This is a genomic window from Aliivibrio fischeri (assembly GCF_009727955.1).
GTDB lineage: Bacteria > Pseudomonadota > Gammaproteobacteria > Enterobacterales > Vibrionaceae > Aliivibrio > Aliivibrio fischeri_A.
The window spans coordinates 1,008,726-1,026,660 of the sequence record NZ_WOBR01000004.1; the positions used below are offsets into that span (position 1 = coordinate 1,008,726).

Here is a 17,935-nt window from a genome sequence, read left to right on the forward strand (position 1 = left end):
GATCACTTTTCTAAAGGTTACTGAGGAATGTTTAAACTCGTTTATGTTCCTGCACAAAGTCATTACATAAGCAGTCGAAGTGAGTTTTTAATAAAGCGAACTTCTCAGCTACATTTACGAATTATTAGAAAGTTATCTGAAGTTCAGTAAATAATGAATATATTCAAACTTATTTCTGACCCTTAGTTTCAATATCTAGTAATACTTATAGTAAAGCTAATACGATTACTGACAAAACGACAGTTTAAACGAGCTAGTTCCATTCATTTTTTCTATCCAAAAATCTTTTATCCCGACAATAAGCACTATCTTAGGCGTCCCCCCCTTAAGGTGTACTGACCATGATGTTCTATCTTTTTGCGATGGTTTGGGAAAGTCTTCGGGGTGAGTATGCCACTCTCCGAGATAATTAACCGTGCCTCCAGATAATTGGAAACAATCATCTACTTTCTGTTGATGATGTTTACCTCGCCTATCAACTAAGTTTCTCTTTCTAAGATCCCCCTTCCCTGGCTCTGACAAATCAGTAATAACTATGTGCTGACCTCTTTTTTCACCAAGTAATATGCCTGCGGCTTCATTATCCTGCCTCCTTGTTTGCCTGTATTTTTCAAGAACAGCTAAAACATGTTCAGTAAGAACAACAAGATGTCCATTGCTATCTTGATACGTTAACTCTTTCTCAAACTCCATTACATACCACGCAGTGCTTCTGAGGTTTTAGTACCTTTCTCTTTCCGGTACGATAACGAGGGTCTAAAATAAACTCACTATAAGTCCAAGGCATATTTGCATTAAGTGTATTCAATACGCCCTCTAAAGCCATAGCAGCAGAAATCTGACTTACTCCTGCATCATAAACTGTATAAGTATTTCCACAGCTGACTTTTTTTTCCTTAGACAATTCTAGGTCTTTAAAACGTTCGTCAGTATGATCTTGATGAATACTCTTATCTATCGTCATACAACCATAACAGCTAATATTTATATCAACTAACACCTTAGCAGCCCTGCCGTTTCCATCATTAAACACATGAACAATAGTAGGACGTTTCACTGACATTTGACGAGTAATAAATGCCAGCCTCTTTGACACAGGAGGACGACCGGTTGCATCAATAACAATATCGTACTTACTAAGAATTTTTTCATTTATAGGGAAATTACCATCAAACCCAGAAATATTTTTAGCCAAGTGAATTGAATTCATCAAAGTCGCGGCAAGCGCAGAGGCTTTATTATTCCCAAAATCTGAAACAGAAAGTGTATGTCTAGAAAAGTTATGAGGCTTTAGAGTATCTTTATCATAGAGATGTAAGAATTTATCCCCTAAACCAGCTCCATTTCGAACAAGTAACTCTGCTAAATATCCTCCAATTGTACCGCATCCAATGAGAGCAATGTTTTTTGAGCTTAATTCAAATTCCCTCTGTTGATTACGACTCAATACAGCTGACTTGTCCGCTTTAGTAACCGATAACCGAGCGAACTTGGAACAAAAACCTTTTCTAGTCAAAACCCCGATAAGATTTTTAAAAGATGTATGCTTTCTTTTTCTTCGGGTTTTCCGCACACTAAACTGGTAATCAACACGATTGACATCTATTTCTAAATAAAGAGAAACCGGATCTTGCTTCTCGATATCAAGCACGACGACATTTCTTTTTACTTTTGAATTAGATAAACATCGAACCAAATGATCTCTTGCATTAAAATCAACAAGTTCAAGCCAAGAAAGTACCTCTTTAATATTTTGAGGCGGCCACTCGATACCAGATAATCGACTCGGCTGAACCCAAACATAATGAGTTTTTATCGAGGGACTCTCTGGACGAACCAACTCTAAATCTCTTTGTTTTATCCAGTTTTGCAGATACTTATTAGCTCGCAAGTCTTGCTCTTTTTTATCAACTTGTACCGTAATATACTCACTTAACCTCGACGATTCTTTATCGATTGGCCTTGCTAATACAGAAGTATAAGAGGAATTCCTTCGAAGCTCACTTAACAAGTATAAATCAATAGTAGAAGACCAGTAAGATACAAACTCATTATCAAGCTCTAGGTCTCCTTCGGTTTTATTATCAATTGCATTTGCAATAATATCTAACGTTGTTGTTATCTGAATATCTACAGCTTTGTATAGTTCATCTAGATTATTCGGATTCCAGTCTGCTTCCATTTGTTCGACGTAACACAGATAGCCCTCATGAGAGATATGTGGGGTTAATCGCCCTTGAAGATTCTGAGGCATATCAATTACAAAAACTGTTGGTAGCTCAATATGTGGGTCATTCGCCTGTATCATTGCGACTTCAAACACACCATGTTTTGTATTGTATTGTTTTATATAAACCCCACTTAAAATAGAGTACTTTCGTAAAAATAACTCTTTTTTTAAACGAGATATCGGTCTATAGCTATAACCAAGCTTAAGTAGAACCTGATGAGCAATACTCACTATATTTATCCACTCACCATTGATGAACTGATTTTTTCAGAACTATTTGCTTTAGCTGGTTCTTGAAGAAATGCTGGCGCCGCAGCTTTATGCTTAATAAGTTCTTTATCAAAAACCCGCTCTCCAAATACTAAAGATAATCGAGATAAAGCATCACTTTTGGTATCTGCCATTTCTGCTTGTCGCAGTTGTTCGGGTAATAGTTTTAGCTTACCGACAATATCTCGTTCTCTATTAGTATGCTGACTTTCTTGCGGAAATAATGGTCTTTCATCCGTATCATCTGGACTTTCAACCCCTTTAAGAAACTCATAATACAAGTTTTCTGCAACGACCTTCATCGTCTCCCCCATATCCTGAGCGTCAACGGAATGTTGCTGCAAAACTTCAACCGTTGCTGCCATCAAACTAATGGATGATGGACCACCAACTTGCCATTGAGCGTCACGCCAAGCTTTCATAAACCTACATACTTTTCGTAAATGTTTACCTATGCGACAGCATTCACCTTCAAACCAATCTTCAACAATTTTAGGATCACTGTTCATCCACTTAGAACTACCTGGTTTTTCATCTCTAAGAGCAAGGTTTACGTTTTCAGAATCTAGCTTTTTATATTCCCGATCATCTGCCGAATCTAGCGTAAAACCGAATGACTCCATTCCCGCAGACTCACACATTGCACGGCTATTTACGGCTTTAAGCACCGCAGCTTCCTTTTGCAAAAACTGTTCTTTAGGGATCGCATACATTGGTACATCAATGTGAGTTCGCTCTAAAGGAATTTTTATCCGTGCACAAGTTCGTTTACTATCAAACTCCCAACCATAATTTTCGTCAACAAGTGATTTAAGAGAGGCATCAACTAGCAAAGTTAGGAGCTGGTGACCAATCTTTGGCTCAGACTCAAAAAAAGTCATTGGGAGATAGGCCCCATCATCAATATCCATTTCTTGACCTGCGTGAAAAGGACGGTTTAAGGTTTTGTATTTAAAACTACCTTGAGTCCAAAATCTAGGCTTTAAGGTTGAAAGTTCCTTTAAGGTATCTTTGTCCATTTGACTCAACAATCGACTTGCTTCAAGAATTTCTAGTTGATCAAGATAACGAACCTTTGTCTTCTGTAGGCGAAAAAATAGATAGTCTCTATTTTGGTTAAATGCAGCCTGATCTTTAGCAATAGCTCCAACTTCCTCAAAGACATTTGTAATACGTTTACGGACAGTATTACGAAGATACAAAAGCCTCTCATCCTCTTCTTTATTAAGAAGAAGTTTTCCCATTAACCCTTCCGTTCGATTAGTGTAATAATGATGTAGATTCCAATTCATGCTTATATTCCTTCTAATTTGTGGTGCTAGCTTTAGACTTAAATGGTTTAGCCAGTCTTGAAAAAATCAACTTCAGCCTTTTATCTCTTGCAAACTCTTCATTTGCCAACTGTTTTCCTCTAGAAGCTAAATTATCCAACGCTTCAATACTAGAATTATCAAGCGTTATATCTCCCGAAGCTTCATTTGGAACACGGCTATCTAAACTAATATAGTTATCCTCGATGCCGTGTACACGTAGCTCTCTAGATAACATAAACTGATGCAAAATCTGGTTGGAAGTCATTGTTGTAAGAACAAGACGCTCACCAAAGCCCCACATTCCAAAATATCCCTTTTTCGCGCCTAACAGTTTCGGACTAAGGGCATACTCCTCTCCCATAGTACCAACATTTAGCACATGAATATCTGAATATTCCGCTTTTGGAAAGCTATCTTTCATATCACCAAAAACTTCGTGTAAACCTACAAAGCTAGGGTTATTTGCCACAAGCCCACCATCAGCAAAGTAAGCTTTAAGATCATCGCAAAAGTACGGTTCAAAGTAAGTTGGTGCCGCAGATGTAGCTAAGGCTGCATCGACTAACTTTAATGGTCCATCACGGTTGAAGTCTGGGTTATGTGGCGTTTTAAAAAACTGAGGGCGCCCCGTTGATAAGTTAACTGTAGGGATCATGACACGTCTTTTAAGGTCATTAAATGTTGTACTTTCCCCAATCATTTCAATAATGGCTTCTTTTAGAGGCTCCGTTTTATAAGTGGAGCCAAACACCTTTTTGATTGTTTTTCGTTGATTATTAAACCACCTATACTGAGGAAATATCTTATCACTCTTGTTATAAAATACGTCTTTTAACTCTCGTGCTGACTTTCCCTCGGCCAACCCTAAGGCAAGAAGCCCCCCTATAGATGTTCCAGTGATAAGATCAAAGTAATCACCAATCTTAATGTTCTTCTCGCTTGATGACTCCTCAAGAATCCGCTCTAGTTCAGCTAATACGCTAATGGTAAATAGGCCTCGAACACCTCCACCATTTAGGCTTAAGACTCGAATAGCATTTAGGGGAAGGAGGTTGTCGCTCATTATTTTTCCTTTAAATTTTTTATCATGATATTTTATAAATATATGCCAATATTAATATCGCATATATACCATATATTGATATCAAACTATCTATAACACCAATATATGGGCTTTAAAGGTAATCTTCAATAGCTTGAAGTAGTTAAAGTAAAGGGTTGATCTAAAGGATATTTTTTTGTTAGCGGCTGCTAACCTTAGAGCGCTGATAACACCTACTGTTGATATGTACAGTAAGCATACTTGCGTATTAATTATCTGATAATATTTTTACTTAATTTTTTAAAGGATATTAGCACCTATCATATTGCCCAGTAACATGTAAGCTAAAAGTTATCCGAAAAATCAAGACACCTTAAAGTCTCACCTATTAATTATCAAAAATTAGTTGGATTTCTTAATAACACATGAAATTAAATTACATACTAAAATTACAGTCATATTTTAAGGTAAAACATTTTGCAGACTATCACTGCAAAGCTATGTAATCTTATGCTGCAAACTCAAAATTAAGCTCTTGATTTTTAGATGAGGGCTATGCAGACTTATGTTGCAAGCATCACCATCTAGCGTTTGCAAATTCCAATACTTCTCTACGATTTCCTTTAGCCTTACTTCATTTTTTGTTCTTAATAAAAAAATGGGCAAGAAATAATTATTTCCCACCCACTTAGTTTTATGATGTTTTAAGTACTTTAATCAACCCTAAAAGTAGCCAATTGTTGCTGTTGTTTTTCAGCTAGCTCTGATAGGTGTGTACTTGTCACTGTTGCTTCTTCAATGCCTGCGACATTTTGGTTCGTAATATCGCGAATTGTCGTAATATTTTCGCTAATTTCAACCATAGTTCGTGATTGCTCAGAAACCGCCGTTGCAACTTCAGCATTCGATTGTGATAACTCATCCATCGCTTCATTCATTGACGACAATTGATCACGTGACTTTAATACTGATGCTGCAGTTTCATCAATCATAGATAAACAACGTTGCATATTTTGCTGAGCATCTGTCGATTTACTTTGCAGTTGTTCAATAATTCGTTGAATGGTTTCCGTTGAGTCTTGTGTTCTTGTTGCTAGTACTCGAACTTCATCTGCAACGACAGCAAAACCACGCCCCATTTCACCAGCTCGAGCTGCTTCAATTGCAGCATTAAGTGCAAGTAAGTTAGTTTGCTCAGAAATATTCTGAATCACGGCAATAACATTACCAATTTGCTCACATTCTTTATTTAGATGCTCAACCACTAAAGACGTATCATTTAATTGCTCTTGCAAAGCACTAGCGCGATCACCATTTTCACGTGAAGAACGCATCTCTAAGCGACATAACTCTTGTACACCCCCCATTCTTGTTTCCGCCGCTTTCGCTGATGCTTCAACTTGATTTGCAGATGCCGATAGTTCTGTAATTGCTGCAGCAATCATGCTCACTTGATCATTTTGAACACTACTGTTTTCTGCACTTAATTCCATAACTGAACGTAATTGTAATGATGCAGATGCCAATTCTTGACCATGTGAGTTTAGGTCTTTAATTGTTCCTCTTAGCGTATTAATCGTTATATCGGTATTCTCGCCAAGCTGAGAAACTTCATTCTCACCTTTTAAATTGGTATGAAAGATCAAATTACGTTCAGCTAAACCACGAATAACACTTTGTACTGAGTTTAACTGAGAAATAATGATACGAGTTAAAATAGTAACTAGAATAGAAGCCAATACAGCACCAATTAATAAACCAACAATGTTGACAACAATACTATTTTCGGCATTTTCTATTGTATTATTAAAGTTCTTTTCTAAGTACTTTTTACTGCTTGCAACTGAATTATCAATTAGTTCTCGAGCAACACTTCTAATTTCAGCACGCTTAGCTTGGTATCCAACCCAACGCGACGTAATACTTTCTAACGTTGTCAGCTCTTTGCGCCATACATCAAGAAATTCGGTTTGTAATTTCTTTAGAGCCGGGCCCTTATACATTGGTTCAATCAATGTTTCCATTTGGTCTAGTAATGCGTGAAGCTCATCACCATCTTCTTGTAGACGCAAATAGAACACTCCTGAAGATTTATATCCAATCCCTTCAGAGATAACCGATAGCTTATTACGAATAATAGGCCATTCATCCGCATTTGATGGATGATGATTTTCGTCTAAATTTTCCAAATAAGGTGCTAACCACGGTAAGACATTTAAAAATATATTATGTCCATCCACTTTTTCATCAATCATCTTTTTTGAAATAGAATGAAATTCATCAAAAGATTGAGAAATTCTTTCTAAATCATTTAGATCCTGACGAGTTAACTCCCCCATATTTCTTAAACGAGTAATCACTTTGTCTTTATCTTCTAAAATCTTAGGATAAGCTTGGTTATATTCATTTTGCCCTCGTACTGGATCAAACATCTCACTGCGAATTGCAGCCGTTCTTAATCTCGAAAACAAATTATCCAGTTCAATGTAATCCTCAGAAATAGAATTACTCACCATTGAAGACATAATATTATTTTCTGTGCGAATAAGGTTTGTATGCAAAAATGTAGCACTACAAAAGAATATTATGAAGGTTCCAATAAATGGAACCATTAGCTGATAACGTAGCTGTAAAGAATTACGATAATATTGAAGGAGCAAACCCATTTATATACCTTATAAAAGTAAGTTCATTCATAAACTCAACCATGAAGAATGAATACTAATAACTAAAACGCTTCCCTTAACTAATTAACGTTATCGCGCTTTTTTAGGTGTTATACCGTGGGTTAAAAAGTAAAAAAATAGGCTCTTTAAATAAAACGATAATTAATTTAAATAATGAAAATTATCTAAATTATTATAGCTAAAGCGTATACCTTAAATCAGATTAAACATAAAAACACAAAGAAAAACCATTAGATTCAACAACTTAAAGCTACATATAAAATTTAATAAATAAATGAAAATAATGGTTATTACTAACAATAAGCCATGTTAACCAGATAGGTACATGGTAAACAAGTAACCTTGATACAAAAACAAATGTAACCTTGTTTACTTACATTAGTTTTATTGCGAGTCGCTTTGTAATTTATAAATCATTCTTAGCAGAATTTTTTTTATATCCTAATCTTATTTCACATCAATTAAAAAGTGATTGATGATTTTTGAATTACCTTTAAGGATATGAAATGGAACATTCAAATTTAAGAAAAAAACATAATTATAAATTTGCTCTCTCTACCCTAACCCTTTCTTGTTTAATGGCATTTAATGCTCAGGCGGCTGTAGATTGCTCACCACTTGAAGCTTGGGATGCTGGGAAGGTGTACAATGGTGGAGAAGAAGTAAAACAAGGTACTAATGCCTATAAAGCCAAATATTGGACTCAAAATAATGACCCCGCAACCGCTGGTGAATGGGGTGCATGGCAAGATCTCGGAGCATGTTCAGGAGAAGTTCCAAATGAAGCGCCAACGGTAGACCTAACATCTCCTAGTGCAACGGAACAACTCACTACAGGTGACCTTGTCACGTTAACAGCATCAGCGGCTGATAACGATGGCAATATAGTTCGCGTCGACTTCTCTGTTGATGGTGTTGTAATTAGCTCTGTAACAGCCTCTCCATACTCTACTACATGGACTGCTCTTGAAGGCAACCATACAATTAGCGCGCAATCTTATGATGATAAAGGTGCGCAAAGTACAGTAAGCTCTGTTGCAATTAATGTGACAAATACTCCTACTGATAATATCGCACCAACAGCAACGTTAAGCTTATCTGCAACAAATGTTGAACTTGGTTCTGTCGTTACACTAACAGCAGATGCTGCAGACTCAGATGGCACAATAGATAAAGTTGATTTTTATATCGATAACACTCTTGTTGGCACAGCAGCAACAGCCCCTTATACCCTTCAGTACACTACAATTGCTGTAGGCTCTCTTTCTGTCTATGCTAAAGCGACAGACAATTTAGGCGCAACAGCAAATTCAGCTTCCGCTAATTTAACGGTTACAAGTTCATTGCCAGTTGCAGATAACTGTCGTCCTAATGGTTTATATCAAACAGAAGGCGTAACAGTGCCTTACTGTACTATCTATGACAAAGAAGGCCGTGAGAAAATGGGAGCTGACCACCCTCGTCGTGTGATCGGTTACTTTACAAGTTGGCGTGATGGCGGCGACGAACAAAATAGTTACTTAGTAAAAGATATCCCTTGGGAACAACTAACCCATATTAACTACGCTTTCGTAAGCATTGGTTCAGATGGAAAAGTGAATGTAGGTGATGTTACCGACCCAAATAATGCAGCTACAGGTAAAGAATGGGCAGGCGTTGAAATTGATCCTGCACTTGGATTTAAAGGACATTTTGGTGCACTAGCGACGGCTAAAGCAAAACATGGAGTTAAAACATTAATCTCTATTGGTGGATGGGCTGAAACTGGTGGTCACTTCGGTGCTGATGGTAATCGTGTTGCAGACGGTGGTTTTTATACCATGACAACCAATGCCGATGGCAGCATCAACCACGCAGCTATCGAAAAATTTGCAGTATCAGCCGTTGAAATGATGCGTAAGTACAAATTTGATGGTTTAGACATCGATTATGAATACCCTACGTCAATGGCTGGTGCCGGTAACCCTGATGATAAAGAATTCATGGAACCTCGTCGCCAATACCTGTGGGCATCGTATCAAGTACTGATGAAAACATTACGTGAAAAACTGGATGTTGCATCTGCACAAGATGATATTCACTACATGCTAACTATCGCAGCTCCATCATCTGGCTATTTATTACGTGGTATGGAAACGTTTGATGTTACGCAATACTTAGATTACGTAAATATCATGTCATACGACTTACACGGCGCATGGAACGACCATGTTGGTCACAATGCCGCTCTATATGATACAGGTAAAGATTCTGAACTAGCCCAATGGAATGTTTATGGCACTGAAGCTTACGGTGGTATCGGTTATCTAAATACCGATTGGGCTTACCATTACTTCCGCGGTTCAATGCCGGCAGGTCGTATCAATATTGGTGTCCCTTATTATACTCGTGGCTGGCAAGGCGTAACTGGCGGTGAAAATGGCTTATGGGGTCGAGCTCCACTTCCAGATCAAGCTAAATGTGAACCAGGTACTGGTGAAGGTGAGAAAAACAATTGTGGTTACGGTGCACTAGGTATCGATAACATGTGGCATGATAAGAACTCATATGGCCAAGAAATGGGGGCAGGTTCTAACCCTATGTGGCATGCTAAAAACCTACAAGAAGGAATCTTTGGCTCTTACGCGAATATCTATGGTTTAGACCCAGCAAATGATCCAGCAGATCAATTAGTCGGTACTTATACTCGCCACTATGACAGTGTTGCTGTTGCACCATGGTTATGGAACGCAGAGAAAAAAGTATTCTTATCAACAGAAGATAAAGACTCTATCAATGTCAAAGCGGACTACGTTATCGACCAAGAGATTGGTGGCATCATGTTCTGGGAACTGGCTGGGGATTACAGCTGTTACGTACTGGATTCAAATGGTAATCGTACTTCAGTAGATGCAACTGAAGCGGCTTGTCAAACAGGTAATGGTGAATACCACATGGGTAACACCATGACTAAAGCGATTTATGAGAAATTTAAATCAGCAACACCATATGGCAACACAGTAGCTACAGGAGCTATTCCAACAGAAACGGTTGATATTGCTGTAAACGTAGGTGGCTTTAAAGTAGGTGATCAAAACTACCCAATTAATCCAAAAGTGACCTTCACAAACAACACAGGTCAAGATATTCCTGGAGGAACTGAATTCCAGTTCGATATTCCAGTATCAGCGCCTGATAATGCGAAAGATCAATCTGGTGGCGGTTTACAAGTCATTGCTTCTGGTCATACTCGTCCAAACAATATTGGAGGTTTAGATGGAACAATGCACCGTGTTGCTTTCACTCTTCCAGCATGGAAAGCACTACCAGCAGGCGGCGTGTATGAATTGGATATGGTTTACTATCTACCAATTTCTGGCCCTGCAAACTATACAGTCAATATCAACAACGTTGATTATGCCTTCAAGTTTGAGCAACCAGATTTACCTCTAGCGGATTTAAACTCTGGTGGTAACAATGGTGGTGGTAATGGCGGTACACCTGATGTGGGCTGTGATGCTACAGGACTTGTTACTTATCCAGATCTTCCACAAAAAGATTGGGCAGGTAACCCTAACCACGCAAACACTGGAGATCAAGTGGTTCACAATAACGTTATTTACCAAGCAAATTGGTGGACAGCAGCAGAGCCAGGTAGTGACGGCAGTTGGACTAAAGTGTGTAACTTATAATTAATGATTAACGATACCTAATAAAAAGAGCAGTGATATACCATCACTGCTCTTTCTTTTTTAATATTCTAAACAAGAAACTTTTATGCATATTTTTCTTTTAATTCACTAATTGAAAGTGGTTTATCTAAGTAATACCCTTGAACCAAATCACATTGATACTCTTTTAATTTATCTAATTGTTCTTTAGTCTCAACCCCTTCTGCAACTACCGTCATTTGACATGAAGCTCCGATAGCAATAATCGCTTTAATCAAAGATTCACTTTGATCATTGGTAAATAAACTGCTGACAAAAGAACGATCAATCTTAATTTCTGTAATCGGTAAAATATTAAGATAGCTTAATGATGAATAACCTGTACCAAAATCATCTAATGAAATACCAAACCCAAGTTTCTGTAGTTCCAACAAAATGGGCGATACACTTTTTAAATCACTGATTAGAATATTTTCTGTTATTTCGAAGGTGATCCGTGACACATCAATACCTGTTCTCGAAACAATCTTCATAATACGAGATACGAATCCCTTTTTAATTAACTGCTTAGGTGAAATATTAACTGAAAGCATAATGGCATTCGTACCATTGGGCATCACTTCTTGAATATCTTCACACGCTTGCTGCAAAACAAAATCGCCAAGGTGATCTATCATCCCTATTTCTTCTGCTACAGCAATAAATTTAACGGGAGAAACAGAACCTAATTTGTTATTGCACCATCGAGAAAGCACCTCTACACCATAAATCTCACCTGTTTTAGTATCAATTTGAGGTTGATATACTAAAGTAACCTCACGCTTATCTAACGCATTTTTTAGCTCTTCTTCTAAACTAAATTCATAGCTCACTTGCTCATCAATGCTTTTATCAAAGAAAAGTGACGCACCTTTATGAACATCTTTTGATTTATAAAGCACAATATCAGCTTTAGAAATAAGCTCTGAAGAACAAGTTGCATCCTTAGGGTACATTGCTACCCCAATACTACATCCAGTTGTAATCTCTTTACCGTTTATAGAGAAAACATCTTCAAAAACGGATTGAATCTTCTCAACCCATAACTCAGCATCTTGTTGAGACGTTAAATTAGAAAAACAAAAAACAAATTCATCTCCACCAAAACGTGCAACCATTTCGTCTTTTTCAATAAAGTGACTAAACCTAGAGCTAATCAACGTTAATAGCCTATCACCAACATCATGCCCATAATGATCATTTACTTTTTTAAAATCATCTAAATCAACAAACATCAAAGCTATCATCTTTCCGGATTGCTTAGCTTTAGCTATTTCTTCTTCAATTCTTGACTCTAGCATTACCCTATTTGGTAATTGCGTTAATCCATCATGTAGAGCCATGTATTGCATTTTATTTTTTGTTTTCTCTAACACCTTAAAATCATTACAAATTCGATCCTGAAATTTATTAAAACGCATCGCAACATATTTACTAACACTCAATGATAATAAGGTAAGAATCAACGCCAAGGTTAATGTTAGTAATAGTATTTTCTTTAACTCTTCTTGATTTTGCTGAATTAATAATTTTTCTTTTTTCTCTAAAAGACGCTTATTTGTATCAGTGTAAACCCCACCACTAATCACCCAATCCCATTTATCGTATTTTTTTATATAACTTAGTTGTGAATCAGAACCACTTTTAAATGCATCAAGTCTATTTAAATACTTAGAAAAACGACTATTATTATCACCAAACTTTGAATTTAATGTACTCATAAATTCATGAGGGTTAATATCCGTTTTATTATAAATATTCGTATTTATTAAACTTTTATCCTGATGAGATAAGATATTACCTGAATGATCAAAAACAAATATATAGCCGTCTTCGCCATATCGAACCTCAGATATCCATGCAAGTAATATTTGTTGTATATCTTCTTCAACATCAACAACGTATTCACCTGTCCCTATATAAATATCTAATGGTTCAAAATATTTTGCATACCCTATCTTCTCAAATGCTTCATCTTTATTATCTGGCTTTGGATACCACCACTGACTAAAACCTTCCCCCTTTTCTCTCATCATTTTCACATGGTCTTCTACGACTCTTTTACCGTGAATATCCGTAAAATTAATCAGATTCTTTCCTTCATATTCAGGAAAAATAGGATGCATTAAATTCGTGCCATTCATATCATAAATAAAAAAGTAGCCTCGACCATCATTAAAACGAGTTTGACGAAGAGCATCTGCTATTAACTTTATTATTTCAGGTTTGGTTTTTTCTTCATTTTGTTGATATATAAAATTAATAATACCGTAGGCATCGTCTATATGATGTTGAATTGATTTTCTTAGCGTTTGTTCTGCCAAATTATCTTCATAAATAATTTGTTCATAAATACTGTCAACTTGTTGCTTTACACGACCTTTTTCTTGCGTAAGCGCATCCGAATATAATGATTCTATTAATGAGCCGACTTTGGTTTGATTCTCATGAATTACAATCGCGTTTAAAACCAAAGTAAAAATACCAATTAAAGCAATCGGCATTAACGAAATAAAAGTCAACAGCCTTTTATCAGACTTATGCAGCATAAATAACCATTTACAATTTAGAAACAACCGACCAATGCTAATAATGTTTATTACAAAATAATAGAACCTTCTCTATATCTTTAACCAGAAACACAAAAAGATGTGAAGCCTGCCATAAAATAATTGTTCATTCATTGAGCAGATAAATAATGAATAAATGCTTTAGATATCTCACTTGAGATAAAAAACTGCATTGAAAATGAGATTACTTATTAAAAAAATACGAATAATTTGGAATTCCTCCTCTTAAGGATTAGATTAAACTTAAGAAAAAATTCTTACCATACATGGAGTCACCATGAATAAATCAATAATAATTGCAATAACCTCAGCATTATTTATCGCAGGGTGTTCAACGCAATCAGAAAAAACACCAGCGATTTCCTCAGATAATATCAATCCAATTTGTAATGTAGATAATAATATGGCCGGTGGTTGGGTCACATCTACCGTAACACCAGAAGCAAAAGAAGCGGTTGAGCACGTTTTAAGTATGATGAATACATCTGCTAAACTTAAACAAATATTAGATGTAAAAACTCAGGTAGTGAATGGCATTAATTACGCGATTGATTTTGAGCTTGATGATGGCCAAGTCTGGAATACTCGTGTGTATCGCAGCCTTAAAGGTCAATATCAAATGACTCAACCTGCTCAGCAAGGCAGCATGACTCAAAATTGCCAATAACAACACTATAATTCAAAGGACACTCTAATGCTTAAAAAAACAGTAATTACGATTTCGATGCTATTAACATTAGCTGCGTGCAGTTCATCTGAAACGCCAGAACCAACAAAAGCAAATGCAACCAATCCGGCAGCAACATTTTGTGCAGAGCGTGGAACTTATGACTTAGATACAGGTAACTGTACACTTGGCAATGGCGATGTAGTTAACGCTTGGGAATACTACCGTAATCATAAACAATCGATGACTAAACCTGTTGGAAAGCCTAATCCTGCTGCTGCATATTGTGTTGAACAAGAAGGCACATATAACTTAGATGACAGCACATGTGTGTTAAAAACGGGTGAAAAGGTTAACGCTTGGGATTTCTTCCGTAGCAGCCAGAAATAACACAAACAACATCTAAAAATAATTAAGGCTGACGCTTCAGCCTTTTTTATTTGTCTTTTTCCTTTACTGATAGTAAATCTCATTTAGAATGCGTACATTGTTTTTATTACGAGATGAGATATGTCATATTTACTTTCAATTACTCTACTATGGGCTTTTTCATTTAGCCTTATCGGCGTATATTTAGCTGGACAAGTGGATGCTTGGTTTTCTGTGCTAATGCGTATTGGTTTAGCTACTTTAGTTTTTCTTCCTTTTCTACGCCCAAAAAATATCTCATTGAATACAGCGCTTAAATTAATGGCTATTGGTGCTATTCAATTAGGATTAATGTACGTCTTCTACTATCAATCCTTCTTATATCTTACCGTTCCTGAAGTTTTGCTTTTTACTGTAATGACTCCTATTTATATCACTTTATTAAATGATGCATTTGAAGGTAAATTTCATTCGCACTTTATGATCAGTGCCGTAATAGCAACACTAGGTGCAATTGCCATTCGATATAATGGGATTGATGCAGGTTTTTTATTAGGGTTTGGACTCGTTCAAGGGGCAAACCTTTGTTTTGCGACAGGACAAGTTTGCTATAAACGTTTAATGAAAGATCAAGAAATTGAACAAAAAACAGTTTTTGGTTTCTTCTTTATAGGCGCATTGATTGTTGCCAGTACTTGTTATTTATTATTCGGAAATAGCGAAAAGCTGCCAACAACATCCGTTCAGTGGGGAGTATTAATTTATCTTGGCGTGATAGCATCAGGCATGGGGTACTTTATGTGGAATAAAGGCGCAACATTGGTGAATGTTGGTGTGTTAGCCGTAATGAATAATCTACTTATTCCTGCGGGTATCTTAGTCAATCTATTAATATGGAATCGAGATGCGGATATTCTAAGGTTGAGCATTGGCGGTGCTTTAATTTTATTAGCACTTATTGTGAATCAGAAATTAGAAAAAAGACATCATCAATCTTAATCAAAATAAAAAAGAGCAGTATTGACATAACAAATACTGCTCTACTCTTATTAAGCTTCGTGTTTGACTCTCGTCACACCAAATGATGCAACAACACAAGTAAAGTAGAACCAGGATACCGCACCAGTAAACTTACAGCCCTCTTCAAAGATCTGAGTTGTTTCATAACCAAAAGGTAAATAACCTTGAATCACATCAGTGCCAATTGAAGCGGCTAGTAACCCGCCAGCAAGTAAAAATGAGAAACCATCAATTTCAATAATATCTTTATAGTGTAATGCTAAAATGGCAAGTGCAACGACAGCATAAAAGAAATAACAAATATATTGATTTACATATCGGTCATGAATTAAGAAAAAATCATCAACAGCTAAAATTGATGCCAACGTTCCCATTAGAAAAAGTAAACGTTGCGTCTTACCACTTTGAATAAAAATCGCACTGAAAAAAGCAATTGAAATTGAACCAACCCAAAACCACACACCAATATTTGAAAGAAACCCACGGAAGCTATGCACTTCTGTTTGTTGTGCCAAGTCTCTCAACACTTCCATTGGTGTAAATCCTAATGCTTTATTAAGACCAAACAATGAAAGAGCATAAAATATAATAGCTGGGATTAAAGCCAATAAACAATAAGATAGCATTCTTTTAGGATTAAAAATCTGACGTAAAATAGTGTTCAAAACACACCTCTTTAGTTATTTCTTGTAATAAATGTGGCGCAATAATCTATCTTTTGAGAAACAAGATCAAGATCACATTTGTTGCATAAATGAGATAAGCCATTCACTAATTTATTCATTATATTTCCATTAGCAAAATTTATCTTTACGAGAAAAATTACTCGTTTTACTTGGTCACTCTTTAGCCTCATAGTCGCGGAAAATTACTTCCTATCTATTACTTTTTTTGAGGCACTGCGGTGGAAAAAACAACATCAACTCAATCACAATCTGGTCTACTTATTCCTGTGATTGCTCTCTCTTTATTTGCTATTGCATCAGGGTATTTAATGAGCTTAATCCCCCTAATGCTAAGTCAATATGGGATTGAGGCGAAATACGCCAGTTGGTTAGCCAGTGCTTTTTACGCAGGCCTACTTGTTGGTGCCGGTGTTATCGAACCTTTTGTGGCTCGTTTAGGTCATAAAAACTCATTCGTTTTATTTTTAGCATTGCTTGCTGCAACAATTATAGCTCTTCCTGCTATTCCTGATGAATTATTTTGGATGGTAGCAAGATTCGTTGCTGGTATTGCCGTCGCTGGTGTATTTGTTGTTGTTGAGTCTTGGCTGTTAATTGGTGATGCAGAAAGCCGACCAAAACGCTTAGGTTTATACATGGGCGCACTTTATGGCGGTTCATCTCTAGGACAACTTGGTATCGGTTTTATTGGTATTGAAGGTCTATTACCGTATTACATGATCATCGGCCTAATCATGATGGCCATTGCTTGTTTATTATTTGGTAAAGGTGCACAACCTCAAGTTCAACACCACAATGTTTTGAACTTCAAACAAATACTAAAACTAAACAAAGCTTCTATCATGGGCTGTGTTGTGTCTGGTCTATTACTGGGTGCAGTGTATGGTCTAATGCCATTAGAATTAAAACATCGCAACATTAACACTGCGCAAATTGGTAGTCTTATGGCGCTGATCGTTCTTGGTGGTATGGCAGTACAACCGATTGTTTCTTATTTATCGAAACATTTTGCTAAAACGCTACTAATGGCTCTATTTTGTATTTTAGGTGTTTTCTCTGTTGGTTTAACTGCATTGAGTGATCACGCTGCTGTACTGGCAGTAGCTTTAGTTCTTCTTGGTATGGCTGCGTTTGCACTTTACCCAATTGCGATCTCACTTGGCTGTGATCAACTGGATGAATCTTATATTGTGTCTGCAACACAAGTAATGCTTTTTAGCTACAGTATTGGTTCGGTATGTGGCCCTGTTATGGCAAATACATTAATGAACACTGCCGAAGGTCTTATGAGCTACTTATTTGCTATCTTATTAGCAACGGCTATTTACATGATCTTCGCTAATATTCGTCAACACCGCCCAATGGTTGCCGGCGAATAATTCCTTAGATTCT

The 17,935-nt window shown here is 36.6% G+C and carries 12 protein-coding genes; 5 read left to right on the plus strand and 7 right to left on the minus strand.

All coding sequences use genetic code 11. From position 1 onward, the window contains the following. Positions 1-225: 225 nt before the first annotated feature. From cap3 to GNP81_RS07980, 5 genes are all read right to left on the minus strand, one after another. On the minus strand, positions 226-693 hold the full coding sequence (gene cap3 / locus GNP81_RS07960) for a CBASS system CD-NTase/cGAS isopeptidase Cap3 (RefSeq protein ID WP_017019126.1): 468 nt from the start codon (positions 691-693) through the stop codon (positions 226-228). After that, a complete protein-coding gene (locus GNP81_RS07965; RefSeq protein ID WP_336495429.1) occupies positions 683-2,461 on the minus strand; it encodes an E2/UBC family protein in 1,779 nt (592 codons plus the stop codon). Before GNP81_RS07965 ends, cap3 begins: the two co-directional genes overlap by 11 nt. Positions 2,462-2,466: 5 nt before the next feature. Next, complete coding sequence (locus GNP81_RS07970; RefSeq protein WP_155673467.1) at positions 2,467-3,792, minus strand: CBASS cGAMP synthase; 1,326 nt, start codon at positions 3,790-3,792, stop codon at positions 2,467-2,469. A gap of 13 nt (positions 3,793-3,805) precedes the next feature. Further along, positions 3,806-4,876: a CBASS cGAMP-activated phospholipase gene (locus GNP81_RS07975; protein ID WP_017019129.1), complete on the minus strand. Its 1,071-nt coding sequence runs from the start codon at positions 4,874-4,876 to the stop codon at positions 3,806-3,808. 692 nt (positions 4,877-5,568) lie between these two features. Continuing rightward, complete coding sequence (locus GNP81_RS07980) at positions 5,569-7,521, minus strand: methyl-accepting chemotaxis protein (protein ID WP_155673466.1); 1,953 nt, start codon at positions 7,519-7,521, stop codon at positions 5,569-5,571. Between the two features lie 527 nt (positions 7,522-8,048). On the opposite strand from GNP81_RS07980, the gene GNP81_RS07985 reads away from it, so the two are divergent. Next, the gene (locus tag GNP81_RS07985) at positions 8,049-11,213 is read left to right on the plus strand and encodes a chitinase C-terminal domain-containing protein (protein WP_155673465.1); all 3,165 of its coding nucleotides are present in this window, start codon (positions 8,049-8,051) and stop codon (positions 11,211-11,213) included. An 83-nt stretch (positions 11,214-11,296) separates the two neighbouring features. On the opposite strand, the gene GNP81_RS07990 is transcribed toward GNP81_RS07985, so the two are convergent. Further along, positions 11,297-13,780: a bifunctional diguanylate cyclase/phosphodiesterase gene (locus GNP81_RS07990; RefSeq protein WP_155673464.1), complete on the minus strand. Its 2,484-nt coding sequence runs from the start codon at positions 13,778-13,780 to the stop codon at positions 11,297-11,299. 298 nt (positions 13,781-14,078) lie between these two features. Here GNP81_RS07990 and GNP81_RS07995 point away from each other — a divergent pair, with 298 nt between their 5' ends. The 3 genes from GNP81_RS07995 to GNP81_RS08005 all read left to right on the plus strand — a co-directional run bounded on the left by GNP81_RS07995 (position 14,079) and on the right by GNP81_RS08005 (position 15,836). Then, the gene (locus GNP81_RS07995) at positions 14,079-14,468 is read left to right on the plus strand and encodes a cystatin domain-containing protein (RefSeq protein ID WP_155673463.1); all 390 of its coding nucleotides are present in this window, start codon (positions 14,079-14,081) and stop codon (positions 14,466-14,468) included. A gap of 27 nt (positions 14,469-14,495) precedes the next feature. Beyond that, positions 14,496-14,858 (plus strand): DUF333 domain-containing protein, encoded by a 363-nt coding sequence (locus tag GNP81_RS08000; protein WP_063646649.1) that lies wholly within the window; start codon positions 14,496-14,498, stop codon positions 14,856-14,858. Positions 14,859-14,978: 120 nt separating this feature from the next. Continuing rightward, positions 14,979-15,836: a carboxylate/amino acid/amine transporter gene (locus GNP81_RS08005; RefSeq protein WP_063646650.1), complete on the plus strand. Its 858-nt coding sequence runs from the start codon at positions 14,979-14,981 to the stop codon at positions 15,834-15,836. Between the two features lie 50 nt (positions 15,837-15,886). On the opposite strand, the gene GNP81_RS08010 is transcribed toward GNP81_RS08005, so the two are convergent. After that, positions 15,887-16,522: a hypothetical protein gene (locus GNP81_RS08010; RefSeq protein ID WP_005418679.1), complete on the minus strand. Its 636-nt coding sequence runs from the start codon at positions 16,520-16,522 to the stop codon at positions 15,887-15,889. 239 nt (positions 16,523-16,761) lie between these two features. Between GNP81_RS08010 and GNP81_RS08015 the strand changes: the two genes are divergently transcribed. Then, complete coding sequence (locus GNP81_RS08015; RefSeq protein ID WP_005418677.1) at positions 16,762-17,922, plus strand: MFS transporter; 1,161 nt, start codon at positions 16,762-16,764, stop codon at positions 17,920-17,922. The last annotated feature ends 13 nt before the right edge of the window (positions 17,923-17,935 follow it).